Origin of the sequence: Paenibacillus sp. JGP012 (assembly GCF_014203995.1) — a bacterium.
GTDB classification, from domain to species: domain Bacteria; phylum Bacillota; class Bacilli; order Paenibacillales; family Paenibacillaceae; genus Paenibacillus; species Paenibacillus silvae.
Genome location: NZ_JACHKG010000001.1, coordinates 479,996 through 494,590, shown reverse-complemented (window position 1 = coordinate 494,590; position 14,595 = coordinate 479,996). Strand labels below are relative to the sequence as shown.

Genomic DNA, 14,595 nt, shown 5'->3' with positions numbered 1-14,595 from the left:
TTATCGTTGTACGGTCTCCATAATAAAGGCTTCGATAACGTCGCCTTCTTTGAGATCGTTGTAATTATCCAGTGTAATACCACACTCGTAGCCTTGAGCTACTTCTTTGGCATCATCTTTGTAACGTTTCAGGGAATCCAGCTTGCCTTCATACAGCACAATGCCATCACGAATCAAGCGAGCTTCTGCTGCACGGGTAATTTTACCGGAAGTAACCATACATCCTGCAATCGTACCCACCTTGCTGATTTTGAACGTGCTGCGAACCTCCGCATGACCAATCACATTTTCTTTGTAGATCGGATCAAGCATACCTTTCATCGCTTGTTCAATCTCTTCGATCACGCTGTAGATAACGCGGTGCAGACGGATGTCTACTTGCTCTTGATCAGCAGTCAATTTGGCCTGACTGTCCGGACGAACGTTGAAACCAATCACGATGGCGTTGGATGCTGCTGCCAAAATGATATCGGATTCTGTAATCGCACCGGCACCACTGTGAATAATTTTCACGCGCACGCCTTCAACTTCGATTTTCGCAAGGGAACCTTTCAATGCTTCAACCGAACCTTGTACGTCACCTTTAATGATTACGTTCAGATCCTTGATCTCACCATCTTTGATGTGCTGGAACAGATCATCCAGCGTAACCCTTGTATTCGAGCCGAGATCGGATTCGCGCTGTGTGATCGCACGTTTCTCAGCGATCGAACGAGCTTTACGCTCATCCTCAAACACCATGAATGGATCTCCCGCACCCGGCACTTCTGTCAGACCTGTAATCTCAACAGGTGTAGAAGGTCCAGCTTCTTTCAAGCGACGACCTTTATCATTCACCATCGCACGTACACGTCCGAAGCAGTTCCCTGCAACGAAAGCATCGCCGACTTTGAGCGTACCATGCTGCACCAGAATACGTGCAACCGGACCACGGCCTTTATCCAGTTCGGCTTCAATAACCGTACCACGGGCACGTTTATCCGGATTAGCTTTGTACTCGTTCACTTCAGCAACGAGCAAAATCATCTCAAGAAGACCTTCGAGACCCATCTTCTGCTTCGCAGATACGTTAACAAAGATCGTGTCTCCGCCCCACTCTTCCGGTACGAGCTCGTAGTTCGTAAGTTCCTGCTTCACTCTGTCCGGATCAGCGCCTGGCTTATCGATTTTGTTAACCGCCACGATGATTGGCAGACCCGCTGCCTTTGCGTGGTTAATCGCTTCAACCGTTTGCGGCATAACGCCATCATCGGCTGCTACCACAATAATGGTAATATCCGTAACCTGTGCTCCACGAGCACGCATTGCTGTAAACGCTTCGTGACCCGGTGTATCCAGGAACGTAATTTTCTTATGGTTAATCTCAACTTGATATGCACCAATGTGCTGTGTGATACCGCCAGCTTCGCCGCCCGTTACATTCGTGGAACGAATCGCATCGAGCAATGTTGTTTTACCATGGTCAACGTGACCCATGATCGTTACAACCGGAGGACGGGACTGCAGGTCTGCAGGATCGTCATTCTCCTCGACATTTTCGAAACGGTCATCTTCAAGCACAATCTTCACTTCAACTTCAACACCGAACTCACCTGCAAGCAGAAGAATCGTGTCAATATCAAGCTCCTGGTTAATGGTTGCCATCACACCCATACCAATCAGCTTTTTGATAACTTCGGAAGCATCTTTATGAAGCAGCTTCGCTGTTTCACCAACCGTCATATCACCACGAACGATGATTTTCTTCGGTGTGTTATCAATTTTTTCACGCTGTACATACTGCTGCTGATTTCTGTTGCGGTTGTTCTTGCCGCCACGGTTATTGCGGAAATTGCCGCCGCCGCGGTTGTCGTCAAAGCGACGTCCACCGCCACTATTGTTGGAGCGATTTCCATTGTTGCTGCCTGCGTTACCTTGACTGCCTCTGCGTTGGCCACCTTGTCCTTGCCCTTGTCCTTGGCCACCGCTACGGTTGCCGCTGTTGCCAGCGTTACCACCACTGTTAGGTCCTGAAGTTCTGCCAGGACCGCCGCTATTGTTCGGACGTTGACCCGTGCCTTGCGGACGGGAACCCGTGTTTCCTTGACCACTCGAAGCTGGTCTTGGACGATTTCCTGATTGTCCTCCCTGGTTTGAGCCCTGGGAAGTTGTTGTTCTGTTACGGCTGTCTTGGCCGCTTGATCTTTGTGCGCCATTGTTATTGTTGGAATTTGGTCTATTGTTCATACCTACCTGCTTTTCCTGTTGTATTTTTGTTTGTACGGGACTACCGGTTGTACTGCTGCTCTTCGGCGTGTTCACTCCGCCGCCCGGCTTGTTGCTGTCCACTGGTTTGTCACTGCGCACAGACGAAGTGGCTACCGATTTGGCTTCGCCACCCTGTTTGGATGCGGCAGTGGATTTGATATCTTTAAAAAATTGTTCCACCTTGCTGACTGAACCATTCTCCATCACGCTCATATGATTGTTAACGGGAATATCCAGCTTTTTAAGAATGGTTATAATTTCCTTGCTGCTCATGTTAAGGGACTTCGCATATTCATAAACTCGCAATTTTTCCTTGTTTTCCTGTTTACTCAATATACTCCACCTCCGACATTATACCGACTTGCTTGGAGATCATTTTTGCAAACCCAAGGTCTGTTACTGCAAGAACCACCCGCGTATCTTTACCGATGCTTGACCCAATACGGTCGCGATCCCATCCGATAAGAAGCGGAACCTTGTAAGTACCACATTTGTCGCGAAATTTCTTTTGTGTATTCGCCGAAGCGTCGCCTGCAACTATAACCATCCTGGCGTCACCTGAACGGATCGCTTTCAGTACAATTTCTTCACCTGTGACAAGCTTGCCAGCACGCATAGAAAGCCCGAGGTAAGATAATACTTTTGCATCACTCATCCTCTTCACGCCCCTGTGCAGCAATAAATTCATCCTCTACTGCAATGAAGTCAGCAGCAAGCTGTTCATATATCTCGGGTGAAACTTTGCTTTTCAGCGCCCGGTCCAGCGCCCGATTTTTAAGTGCAAGCTTGAAGCAGGACTCTTTGCCACACAAATATGCGCCACGTCCAGACTTTTTACCCGTCAAATCAATCAGCACTTCATCCTCAGGCGTTTTAACGATGCGAATCAGCTGCTTTTTAGGCATCATTTCCTGACAAGCGACACATTTGCGCATCGGCACTTTTTTTGGTTTCATACGTCAGCGCCCCCCGTGCTTTCCTTTAGTCGACGGAGACGGAATCCTGGTGCATTTCTGAAGAAGAATCTTTTTCTCTACCGAATTCCTGCTCCGCCTGGCTCTCACTCTTAATGTCGATCTTCCAGCCTGTCAGTTTGGCTGCCAATCTGGCATTTTGGCCTTTGATGCCAATGGCAAGGGACAGTTGATAGTCAGGAACGATCACTCGAGCCATCTTTTCCTCCTCGAACACGTGAACCTCCAAGACCTTGGATGGACTCAGGGCATTAGCCACATATTCATCCACTTGTTCGGAATAACGAACGATGTCGATTTTCTCACCGCGCAGCTCACCCACAATGGTCTGCACGCGCATTCCTTTAGGACCTACGCAGGAGCCCACCGGATCAACTTCCTCGTTGCGGGAGTGAACTGCAATCTTGGAACGGAATCCAGCTTCACGAGCAACGGAGCGAATCTCCACTACGCCGTCAAAAATTTCAGGCACTTCCAGTTCAAAGAGACGTTTCAGCAGTCCCGGGTGAGTACGTGACAAGATGATTTGCGGCCCTTTGGTCGTATTTTCTACCTTGGTGATGTACGCCTTGATGCGATCACCGTGAACAAACTTTTCGTTCGGCATTAGCTCGGTAAGAGGCAGTGCCGCTTCGATTTTGCCCAGATCGATGTAGATATTGCGCAAATCCTGACGCTGCACTACTCCCGTAACGATATCTTCTTCCTTATCTACGAAAGCATTGTAGATCAGGCCGCGTTCGGCTTCACGAATTCGCTGGGTAACAACCTGTTTGGCCGTCTGTGCGGCGATACGTCCAAAGTCGCGCGGCGTAACTTCAATCTCCGCAATATCTTCCAGCTGGAAGTGTGGGTTGATTTCCCGTGCAGCAGGCAACGAAATTTCCGTGCGCGAATCCAGAACTTCTTCTACGATCAGCTTGCGGGCATACACCCGAATTACCCCCGTATTGCGGTTCATGTCAACACGTACGTTCTGGGCCGTGTTAAAATTACGCTTGTAGCTGGAGATAAGTGCAGCTTCGATTGCTTCAAACAGCACATCCTTGCTAATCCCTTTTTCCCGTTCCAATTCATTCATTGCTTCAATAAAATCCATACTCATGAATGTTGATCCCCCTTTCAAACATGGCATCTCATACGTAAAACGGCGAAAGGCTCGAAACTTGTGAGCACCTTGCCGTTATCGTGAGATGTGTCTTTTTCATTAATCAAGTGAACAAGGCACTTAAAACAAAATAGCCAGGCGCGCACTGGCAACCTTTTCATAAGAAACGGTATGCTGCTTCTTGCCTGCTTCAATGACAAGCTCCCCGTTATCAAAGGAAACCAGCTTGCCTTCGAACTCCTTCATTCCATTCACCGGCTCGTAGGTTGTGACAAACACATTTTTACCTACAGCTTTGGCAACATCCTCCGCTTTCTTCAGTGGACGTTCCGCACCGGGAGAAGACACTTCAAGGAAATAGACAGATGGAATCGGATCGTTCTCATCCAGCTTGGCGCTCAGCTTTTCGCTGATCAAGACACAATCGTCGATGTCAATTCCACCTTCTTTGTCGACATACACCCGTAAAAACCAGTTGCTGCCTTCTTTGACGTATTCGATGTCAACCAGCTCGAAGCCTTGTTCGTTCAAGTAGGGTTGGATCATTTCTTCCACGGTAGATTTAATATTCGTTGTGCTCAAAACCGATAACCTCCAACTTAGGTTACACCATCTGTATCGCTGGCAGATGATTAAATACCCAAGATTCTTGTATACCAAAGACTAAAGAGTGGGTTTCCCCACTCTTCAGAAATTCGTACTATCTCGTTCACTTCAAAAATTATAACATAGTCTGGTAATAGTGACAAGTAAGCCATCCTTTGCGGACCAGCCGCACTAATGAAGAAAAAATCGGATCCTTCTGCATCACCCATTGGAAAACAAGCTGATCCGGCCTGGCTTAGAACAACGAAAGCTGGTTGCTCTCAGGCAGCCCGCGGAAACATCCCATGTTGGTCAGCAGCTCCACGATCGTTTTGGTCGCTTTTGACTTCTGCTGGAAATCCTCAATCGACAGGAACTCACCGTGTTCACGTGCCGCCGCAATGTTACGAGCCGCGTTATCCCCGATGCCTGCCAGTGCAGAGAACGGAGGAATCAAGGATTTTCCGTCCACAATGAACTTTGTCGCTTCGGAACGATACAGATCGATCGGTTTAAGCGAGAAGCCGCGCGCCGTCATTTCCAGCGCCATTTCGAGAACAGGCAGCATGTTCTTTTCTTTTGGCGGAGCCTGGAATCCAAGCTGTTCAATCTCTACAATTTTGCGATAGATTGCATCATAGCCCTGACACACCAGCTCGATATCCAGCTCGTCTGCGCGAACGGTAAAATATGTCGCATAATATTCGATCGGATGATACAGCTTGAAAAATGCAGTGCGCACTGCGGAAATAACGTAAGCGGCCGCGTGGGCCTTCGGAAACATGTACTGGATTTTGAGACAGGAGTCAATGTACCATTGCGGTACCTTGCACTTTTTCATCTCATCAATCCATTCCTGCGGCAGTCCCCGCCCTTTACGCACACTTTCTGTAATTTTAAACGCCAGACTTGCATCCATTCCCGCCTTGTAGATCAGGAACAGCATGATGTCATCCCGGCAGCCAATTACCGTCTTGATGTTACATGTACCATTTTTGATCAGGTCCTGTGCATTGCCTAGCCATACTCCCGTACCGTGAGATAACCCCGAGATCTGCAGCAAGTCGGCAAAAGACGACGGCTGGGATTCGACAAGCATCTGACGCACGAATTTGGTTCCCATCTCCGGTACACCGAAGGTTGCAACAGGAGATCGAATCTGCTCCGGCGTTACCCCAAGCGCATCCGTGGAGTTGAACATGCTCATAACCTTGGGATCATTCATTGGAATGGTCGTCGGGTCAACTCCTGTCAGATCCTGCAGCATACGCATCATGGTCGGATCATCGTGCCCCAGAATATCAAGCTTCAGCAGATTTTCTTCAAAAGCGTGATAGTCAAAGTGGGTTGTTTTCCACTCTGCCGTAACATCATCTGCCGGGTACTGCACCGGAGTGACATCTTCCACTTCAATATAATCAGGAACAACGACAATACCGCCGGGGTGCTGTCCCGTGCTTCGTTTCACACCCGTACAGCCGGATGCCAGACGATTAAGCTCTGCCCCGCGCCATTTTTTGTGATGTTCCTCTTCATATTTCTTGGCAAAACCAAATGCTGTCTTCTCGGCAACCGTACCAATGGTGCCTGCACGGAATACACTCTTCTCACTAAACAGCACTTTTGTATAGTTGTGGGCATGCGGCTGATAATCACCCGAAAAGTTCAAGTCGATATCGGGAACCTTGTCCCCTTTGAATCCAAGGAAGGTTTCAAACGGAATATCCTGCCCTTCCCCTTTCAGATTACCTCCGCATTTCGGACAAGGTTTCTCTGGAAGGTCGAATCCACTCGGCACACTTCCGTCCAGAAACCACTCGCTGTATTTACATTCAGGATTCACACAGATGTAATGAGCCGGAAGCGGGTTAACCTCGGAAATTCCCAGGAACGTTGCCACAACGGATGAACCAACCGATCCCCGAGAACCTACGAGATAGCCGTCCTGATTTGACTTTTTCACCAGACGCTCCGAGATCAGATAGTTGGCTGAGAAACCGTATTTGATAATTGGCTGAAGCTCCTTCTCGAGCCGCGCTACGATGACCTCCGGCAAATCTTCTCCATAAATGGATTTGGCTGTGTTATAGCAGGTATTCCGAATCTCTTCATCCGCACCTTCCAGAATTGGCGTGAACAGTTTATCCGGGAACAGCTTGATCTCTTCAAAACGGTCCGCAAGCTCTATGGTGTTGGTAACAACTACCTCATACGCCTTATCCTGTCCCAGGAACTGGAACTCCTCCAGCATCTCTGCCGTGGTTCTAAAGTGAGCATCCGGTTTACGCTGATCTTTAAGCGGGCTGAAGCCGGTAATACCATGAATCGTAATATCGCGGTAAATTTTATCCCTTGGCTCCAAATAGTGCACGTTCCCCGTCGCAATGACAGGTTTGTTTAATTTGGCTCCGATGTCCACCACTTTACGAACCGCAATTTTAAGCTCCTCTGGCGTGGCTACAAGCCCCTTGTCAACCAAATGCATATACATGGTAAGCGGTTGAATCTCCAGAATGTCATAGAACTCTGCGATTTCCTCCGCTTCTTCCACGGATTTGTTCAGGACAGCCTCGAAAAACTCTCCCTTTTCGCAGCCGGATATAACGACCAAGCCTTCCCGCAAGCTTACCAGCTTGGATTTCGGTATACACGCAACACGTTTGAAATATTCCGTATGAGACAGGGAAACCAGCTTGTACAGGTTCTTCTTGCCCACATCATTCAACGCATAGATGCCACAGTGAAATGGTCGTGTATTGGAAAGGTCCACCCCAACGTAATCATTCAAACGATCCAGCATCGTCAGACCTTTTAACTGTGCAGCGTCATTGAGAAGTCCGTTCAGGATTCCCGCGAGTGCAATCGTATCATCAATCGCCCGGTGATGGCTTTCCAGTGCAACTTTATACTTGTCCGCCAGCGTATTCAGGCGGTGATTTTTCATTTTTGGATATAAAAGCCGAGCCAGCTCCAATGTGTCAAGCACCGGGTTTGGCATCTCGGGCATACCGAGGTTTTTGAGTGACGCCTGAATAAAGCCCATATCAAACCGTGCATTGTGTGCCACCAGCACTCCATCCCCTGCAAAAGCAACAAAGTCACGAATGACGGGCTCCAGTTCAGGTGCATCTTTGACCATCTCATCGGTAATATTGGTCAGCTGCTGAATGTTATATGGAATTCGTTCATGTGGATTCACAAACGTTGCAAATCGGTCGATCTCTTTACCCTCTTGCACTTTGACCGCCGCGATCTCGATAATTTTGTTCTGTGTAACAGAAAGACCTGTAGTCTCGATATCAAAGACAATATAGGTGGCTGTTTTCAATTCAATCGGCTGCGGTGCCATAACGACAGCAACAGAATCATTTACAACGTTGGCCTCAAGACCATAAATCATTTTAATCCCGTTTTTCTTTGCCGCCTTTGCTGCCTCCGGGTACACCTGCACGCCGCCATGATCCGTAACAGCGATGGCTTTATGCCCCCAGTCAGCGGCTGTCTTCACGTATTTATCAATGGATGTCACGGCATCCATCGTGCTCATCGTCGTGTGCAGATGGAATTCTACCCGCTTCTCCTCCGCCGTATCCTTGCGGGATGGCGGTGCTTTAATTTCGGTCAGATCGGATGGAATCATCGCCAGCTCAGGAATTTGCATAAACCGGTCGTATTCTACACGTCCGCGCACTTTTACCCATTTTCCATTAGCCAGCAGGCTGAGAATTTTGACATCCTCTTTCGTTTTGGCGAACATCTTCATTTGCATGGAGTCCGTAAAATCCGTCAGATAGAATGTAAACAGCGTATTGCCATTGCGCAGTTCCTTACGGTCCAGACCAAAGATTGTTCCTTGAAGAGTAATTTTTTTCTCCTCATCCTGAACCTCCTGCATAGGCACAGCCGGCTCTTTGATTTCATAACCCATTTGCAGACGAACGTCGCCCTGATCTTCTTCCTCCGGCAATTCGGTCTCAACGACTTCGCTCATCATCTTCTCAATAACCTGTCGCTCTTCTACCTTCTTCTGCGCCTGAAACTGCTCCATCGCTTCTTTGTTGCTTCCCGCTTCACCAACCTGTATCTTGATGCGCAGCGGCAGGTGAAAATACTTTTCATAGAAAGTAGCGATGGCCTGATCAATCTGTTTCTTGCGTGCCAGTTCCATTGACGTGGAGTCACTCATGGTCAGCTGCAGCAAATCAGCTTCGCATTCAACAATTGCACGATTCATCCAGCCATTAACTGACGGAATCTCGCGGGTGACCCACTCGAGAAACAAATTCCAGTATTCATTCACGATATCACCGGACAGCACTTTATCCGTATATTTAAAGCCAAACGTAATCTTTGCGATATGATTCATTTTCTCCTGAATATGCAGACTGAACGTTCGATAGATCGGCGCAGGCACCAATGTGTCCTTCCCGATCTGAATATGCCATTCGCGATTGGTACGATTGGTCTCGACCTGTTCAATCCATCCATCCAGGAAATAAGGATCAGTCAAACCCGCCGGAAGCTCTGCCTGTTTCATCAACAACTCAAACCGCTTTCTCTTCTCCTCAAATCCACTCATCGTGTTCCTCCTGTACCCCCTTAAAACATGAAAAGCCTCTGTATTCAAAAATGTTCCCGATCCGAACCCGCACCGATCCATTTTATCCGACAGAAGCTCTTCATTCATGACTAAACCGGTGAATAAGCTCTCTTGGTCAAACTATTCTGACCAGGGTCAAAATACGCCCTAGTATGCTCTTGCAAACACAACCGTGTGCTGCGCTTTTTCACCACAAGCCAAACATGTGTGCTTTTCTTCCGCAGGCTGGAACGGAATGTTCCGACTTGTTGCCCCGGTAACTTCTCTCACTTTATCCTCACAAGCTTCCGAACCACACCAGCCAGCAAGTGTAAATCCACGTTTGTTCTCCATCAGCTCTTTCATTTCATCCAGTGTATCTACGGAATAGAAATTGTCTGACATAAACTGGCGGGCACGGTCAAGCATATCCGACTGCACTTGCGTTAACATCGCCTGAATTTCTTCTACCAGATTGGCCTGCTCGACAACCTTTTTCTCACCCGTGATCCGGGATACAAGCACGCATACGCCGTTCTCCATATCACGTGGGCCAATCTCCAGGCGAATCGGTACACCGCGCATCTCGTATTCATTAAACTTCCAGCCTGGACGAACATCGCTGCGATCATCCATCTTCACACGAATACCAGCTTTTTTCATCTCTGCAAACAGCTCATCGGCACGACCTACAACCGCATCACGTGTTTTAGGCGGTCCGATTGGAATCATGACCACTTGAGTTGGTGCCACTTTTGGCGGCAGCACAAGACCACGGTCATCCCCATGAACCATGATCAAAGCACCGATCAAACGTGTGCTCGTTCCCCAGGAGGTTGTATGAGCCAGCTCCAGTACATTTTCCCGGCTTAAGTATTGAATTTCAAAAGCTTTGGCAAAGTTTGTGCCCATGTAGTGAGAAGTACCCGCTTGTACGGCGCGTCCATCCTTCATCATCGCTTCAATCGAGAACGTGTCCACCGCTCCGGCAAACTTCTCTGATTTGGTTTTCTGACCTGTAATAACCGGAATCGCAAGATACTCTTCTACAACCTCACGATAAATCTCCAGCATTTTCATCGTTTCTTCGCGTGCTTCCTCTTCGGTCTCATGGGCTGTGTGTCCCTCTTGCCACAGGAATTCACTTGTACGCAGAAACGGCAGTGTTCTCTTTTCCCAACGAACCACGTTAGCCCATTGGTTAATCAATACTGGCAAATCGCGATAGGACTGAATCCACTTGGAATACATGTGTCCAATAATCGTTTCGGATGTCGGGCGAATCGCCAAACGTTCCTCCAGCTTTTCTCCGCCAGCTTCAGTGACCCAAGGCAGCTCCGGATTAAAACCTTCCACATGTTCCTTTTCCTTCTGGAAAAAGCTCTCCGGAATGAACATCGGGAAATACGCATTGCGATGGCCTGTTTCACGGAAGCGGCGATCCATCTCATCTTTGATATGTTCCCAGATTTCGAAACCGTCCGGTTTAAACACGATACAGCCACGAACCGGTGAATAGTCCATGAGATCTGCCTTTTTGATCACATCAATATACCAGCGTGAGAAATCCTCACTCTGAGGTGTAATTTCAGTCACGAATTGTTTATCGTTTTCCTTTGACATAAGACTCCAGCGTCCTCCCATAAAGACCAGCACTGAATATTCAGAGCGTAGTCAAACCGTAATTATCCGTTAATTAAACGTAGTATATCATTATATGTTACCGCCAGCATCAGCACAAAGAGCATTGCAAATCCAACAAAATGCACCATGCCCTCCCGGTTTGGATCAACCGGACGACCGCGAAGCGCTTCAATACCCAAGAATACGAGACGACTGCCGTCAAGCGCAGGAATCGGAAGCAAATTAAAGATACCGAGATAGAGGCTGAGAATGGCTGCCCATCTTGTTAATTGCTCAATTCCCTGCTTCGCAATCTGTCCTGTAACTTCAAACGTACGCACAGGACCACCGATATCGTCCATGCTGAATTGATTGATGAGATGTCTGAATCCTTCGAAAATGACTTTGGTAGTATCCACCATGGCCACTCCTGAAACTTTGAAGGTTTCCACGAATCCCACAGAGCGTGTAGGCAGTGTAGGCACAATGCCAACCTTGCCGCCTTCCTGTCCTTCCACCGCCCGAGGTGTAATCGTAATATTAAACGTCTCATTACCTCGACGCAGTGTCCACTCCATAGGCTTGTCTTTAGATTCGGCAATCATCTCCACCATTTTCTTTGAATCTGTACCGATCACTGTACCGTTAATCGTTTCAATGATATCGCCCTTTTGCAAATTCGCCTGATCTGCAGCTCCGCCCTTCAATACTTCACCAATTTGCAGGTTTTTCGGATTTTCTACCGGAACTCCTGCCATCTGGGCATAGACAGCAAACAATACAAAAGCGAGAATGAAATTCATCAAAGGCCCTGCAAAAATAGCCATCGCGCGTTGAGCTACTGTTTTGCTGCCAAACTGCCGATCCTTTGGAGCAATCTGCGTCTGTTTGCCACGGCTCACCAGCATCGCTTGCGGATGAATGCGATAGTGCTGCATTTCACCGTCTACATCCAGCTGAAGCTTGAGCGCATTCTCCATATCAATGGAAATCACTTCTCCGCGAATAACATTTTTGCGATTGTCCAGCTGATCCAGATAGATCCATTTGACCTCATCATCCACTGCTCGAACCGCAATCGTCTGTCCTTCCTGAATTTCAATCAGTTCCGGGTCTTCTCCCGCCATCCGAGCATATCCGCCAAAGGGCAACAAGCGCAGTGTAAACTGCGTCTCATTTCTTTTATATGAGAATAATTTGGGACCAAAACCGATCGCAAATTCCCGTACAAGAATGCCGGCGCGTTTGGCAAAATAATAATGCCCCCATTCATGCACCGTCACGATGACAAAGAACATGAGCACCGTTAGAAATACCACTTGTATGGTTTCCAATCCCTATCCATCCTCCTTCACGGCACGTACCGCAGTCTGTCCCTCTAGATTATCATTATTCTCTAATGCCGCACAAGAGAATCACTTCTTCCTACTTCGTATGAAAAAAAGAGATTACAACATGGATGCCAGCTCTCGGCTGTTCTGATCACAAGCAGCAATTTGCTCTAGATCAGGCTGTTCCACATTGCTGTGTGCCTCCAGCACTGAAGCAATGATATCTTCTATTTTAAGGAATGAAATCTCCTTCCGCAAGAAACGGGCTACGGCAACCTCATTGGCTGCGTTATACGCCGTTGTTGCCGTCCCCCCCATTTTACCACACTCATATGCCATTCTTAAACACGGGTAACGCCCCATGTCCATCTCTTTAAAATGAAGCTTTCCAATCTGCGCAAGAGACAGCCGCTTCGCCGGAGAAGACATACGATCAGGGTAAGTCAGTGCGTATTGAATTGGAACCCGCATATCCGGAGTTCCGAGCTGTGCAATGATGCTTGTGTCTTCAAATTCAACATAAGAATGAATAATGCTCTCAGGATGGAGAAGCACATCAATCTGGTCATATGCCAGTCCAAACAACCAATGTGCTTCGATAACCTCAAGACCTTTGTTAACCATTGTCGCGGAGTCGATCGTGATTTTGGAGCCCATGGACCAGTTTGGATGTTTGAGTGCATCCTCTACGGTCACCTGCTGCAGCTGTTCACGTGTCAAATCCCGGAACGAGCCCCCGGACGCAGTCAATGTGATACCCGCCACAGTTGAGCGATTCTCACCGTTTAAACACTGAAAGATAGCTGAATGTTCACTGTCCACGGGCAGGATGGAAACACCCTTCGCCGCAGCTCTTGCTGTAACGATATGCCCGGCTGTAACCAGTGTTTCTTTGTTGGCTAGTCCAATCTGTTTACCTGCATCTATGGCAGCAAGCGTAGACTCAAGACCAACACTTCCGACAACAGCCGTAACTACAGTGTCTGCGTCTGTTCCTGCCGCAATCTCAATGAGACCCTCTGCACCATAATACACTTTGGTGCCCGCTGGCATATAAGGCATTACCTTTTCAGCTAATTCCTTAGAGCCTACCGAGATTTTCTTCGGCTGGTAACGTTTCGCCTGTTCAATCAGCAAATCCGTATTGCCTCCGGCAGCCAGGGCTTCCACTTGAAAATGCTCTGGATGCATATCGACAACATCTAGTGTCTGCGTTCCAATTGAACCTGTCGAACCGAGTATCGCTATTTTTTTCATTGCTGCACCTCACTTCTAATGAATCCAACGCCTGCCGGCAGTCATTCCTGACTGCTCAGGCCGCTGCTTCCCAAGTAAATCCATCTCCTCTTAATAAGGCAATAGCATCAGTATATGTACAAATGGAAACACAACAATCCAGCTGTCGCACCGATCTAAAATACCGCCATGCCCAGGAAGAAGATTGCCTGAATCCTTGATGTTGTATACACGTTTGTAGGCAGACTGGATCAAATCCCCCATCTGACCGACCACTGCACAGGCAATCCCGATCACAATAGCTCTGGGCCAGGAAATCAGCCCGTCAGAAACAAGCGCGAACACCACCGATGTAACCACAGCGATAGCAATCCCACCCAGAGCCCCTTCGACGGTTTTATTAGGACTGATGGAAGGCCAAAGCTTGTTTTTTCCAATCCACTTTCCTACAAAATAAGCTCCCGCGTCGCTCGCCCAGATCGAGCCGAGCAGCAGAAATGTCCAGAACAAACCATGATGCAAATGTCTGGATTCTGCAATGTAATAAAATCCGGTTCCAATATACAACACGCCTATAAAGAGCATCGCGATCGTATGAATTGGAAGTCTGTTCTTGGTGACAACGGACACTGTCATTAGAAGCAGCATGACAATCCATGTCACTTGAAACAAGGATAACGGCCTTAGCTCCCATACCATTTCCCAAGGAAATACGATGGAGATGATTCCCGCATATCCGATCAGGGCTACACCTGAAAAAGGCTTCACCCCGGTCATTTTAATAAACTCGTAATAACCGATGAGAGCCATAAGCAGAACCAACCCGTGATACCAAGGTCCCCCTAACATGCAAAACCCCAAAAACAACACACCTGCTATAATTCCTGTCGTTATTCGCTGTTTCAACGGCTT

Annotated in this window: 10 protein-coding genes; all 10 read right to left on the bottom strand. The window is 48.0% G+C overall.

Going from position 1 to position 14,595, the window contains the following annotated elements:
- Positions 1-2,580 (bottom strand): translation initiation factor IF-2, encoded by a 2,580-nt coding sequence (gene infB / locus HNR77_RS02200; RefSeq protein WP_184180314.1) that lies wholly within the window; start codon positions 2,578-2,580, stop codon positions 1-3.
- Positions 2,573-2,902 (bottom strand): L7Ae/L30e/S12e/Gadd45 family ribosomal protein, encoded by a 330-nt coding sequence (locus tag HNR77_RS02195; protein WP_184180475.1) that lies wholly within the window; start codon positions 2,900-2,902, stop codon positions 2,573-2,575. Before HNR77_RS02195 ends, infB begins: the two co-directional genes overlap by 8 nt.
- Positions 2,895-3,203, bottom strand: a complete 309-nt coding sequence (rnpM, locus tag HNR77_RS02190) for an RNase P modulator RnpM (RefSeq protein ID WP_110893089.1) — start codon at positions 3,201-3,203, stop codon at positions 2,895-2,897. The genes HNR77_RS02195 and rnpM overlap by 8 nt, the downstream gene beginning before the upstream one ends.
- Before the next feature lie 25 nt (positions 3,204-3,228).
- Complete coding sequence (gene nusA, locus HNR77_RS02185; RefSeq protein WP_090923835.1) at positions 3,229-4,326, bottom strand: transcription termination factor NusA; 1,098 nt, start codon at positions 4,324-4,326, stop codon at positions 3,229-3,231.
- A gap of 123 nt (positions 4,327-4,449) precedes the next feature.
- Positions 4,450-4,911, bottom strand: a complete 462-nt coding sequence (gene rimP, locus HNR77_RS02180; protein WP_184180312.1) for a ribosome maturation factor RimP — start codon at positions 4,909-4,911, stop codon at positions 4,450-4,452.
- A gap of 259 nt (positions 4,912-5,170) precedes the next feature.
- Positions 5,171-9,493: a PolC-type DNA polymerase III gene (locus tag HNR77_RS02175; protein WP_184180310.1), complete on the bottom strand. Its 4,323-nt coding sequence runs from the start codon at positions 9,491-9,493 to the stop codon at positions 5,171-5,173.
- 168 nt (positions 9,494-9,661) lie between these two features.
- Complete coding sequence (gene proS / locus HNR77_RS02170; RefSeq protein ID WP_184180308.1) at positions 9,662-11,116, bottom strand: proline--tRNA ligase; 1,455 nt, start codon at positions 11,114-11,116, stop codon at positions 9,662-9,664.
- Positions 11,117-11,178: 62 nt separating this feature from the next.
- The gene (rseP, locus tag HNR77_RS02165; RefSeq protein WP_184180306.1) at positions 11,179-12,450 is read right to left on the bottom strand and encodes an RIP metalloprotease RseP; all 1,272 of its coding nucleotides are present in this window, start codon (positions 12,448-12,450) and stop codon (positions 11,179-11,181) included.
- Positions 12,451-12,564: 114 nt separating this feature from the next.
- The gene (locus tag HNR77_RS02160) at positions 12,565-13,704 is read right to left on the bottom strand and encodes a 1-deoxy-D-xylulose-5-phosphate reductoisomerase (protein WP_184180304.1); all 1,140 of its coding nucleotides are present in this window, start codon (positions 13,702-13,704) and stop codon (positions 12,565-12,567) included.
- Positions 13,705-13,794: 90 nt separating this feature from the next.
- Positions 13,795-14,589: a phosphatidate cytidylyltransferase gene (locus HNR77_RS02155; RefSeq protein ID WP_184180302.1), complete on the bottom strand. Its 795-nt coding sequence runs from the start codon at positions 14,587-14,589 to the stop codon at positions 13,795-13,797.
- Positions 14,590-14,595 lie beyond the last annotated feature (6 nt).

Excerpts from the sequence above, each read along its gene's own strand:
- rnpM (WP_110893089.1), bottom strand. The coding sequence starts at position 3,203 with ATGAAACCAAAAAAAGTGCCGATGCGCAAATGTGTCGCTTGTCAGGAA.
- HNR77_RS02160 (WP_184180304.1), bottom strand. The coding sequence starts at position 13,704 with ATGAAAAAAATAGCGATACTCGGTTCGACAGGTTCAATTGGAACGCAG.
- nusA (WP_090923835.1), bottom strand. The coding sequence starts at position 4,326 with ATGAGTATGGATTTTATTGAAGCAATGAATGAATTGGAACGGGAAAAA.
- HNR77_RS02195 (WP_184180475.1), bottom strand. The coding sequence starts at position 2,902 with ATGAGTGATGCAAAAGTATTATCTTACCTCGGGCTTTCTATGCGTGCT.
- proS (WP_184180308.1), bottom strand. The coding sequence starts at position 11,116 with ATGTCAAAGGAAAACGATAAACAATTCGTGACTGAAATTACACCTCAG.
- HNR77_RS02175 (WP_184180310.1), bottom strand. The coding sequence starts at position 9,493 with ATGAGTGGATTTGAGGAGAAGAGAAAGCGGTTTGAGTTGTTGATGAAA.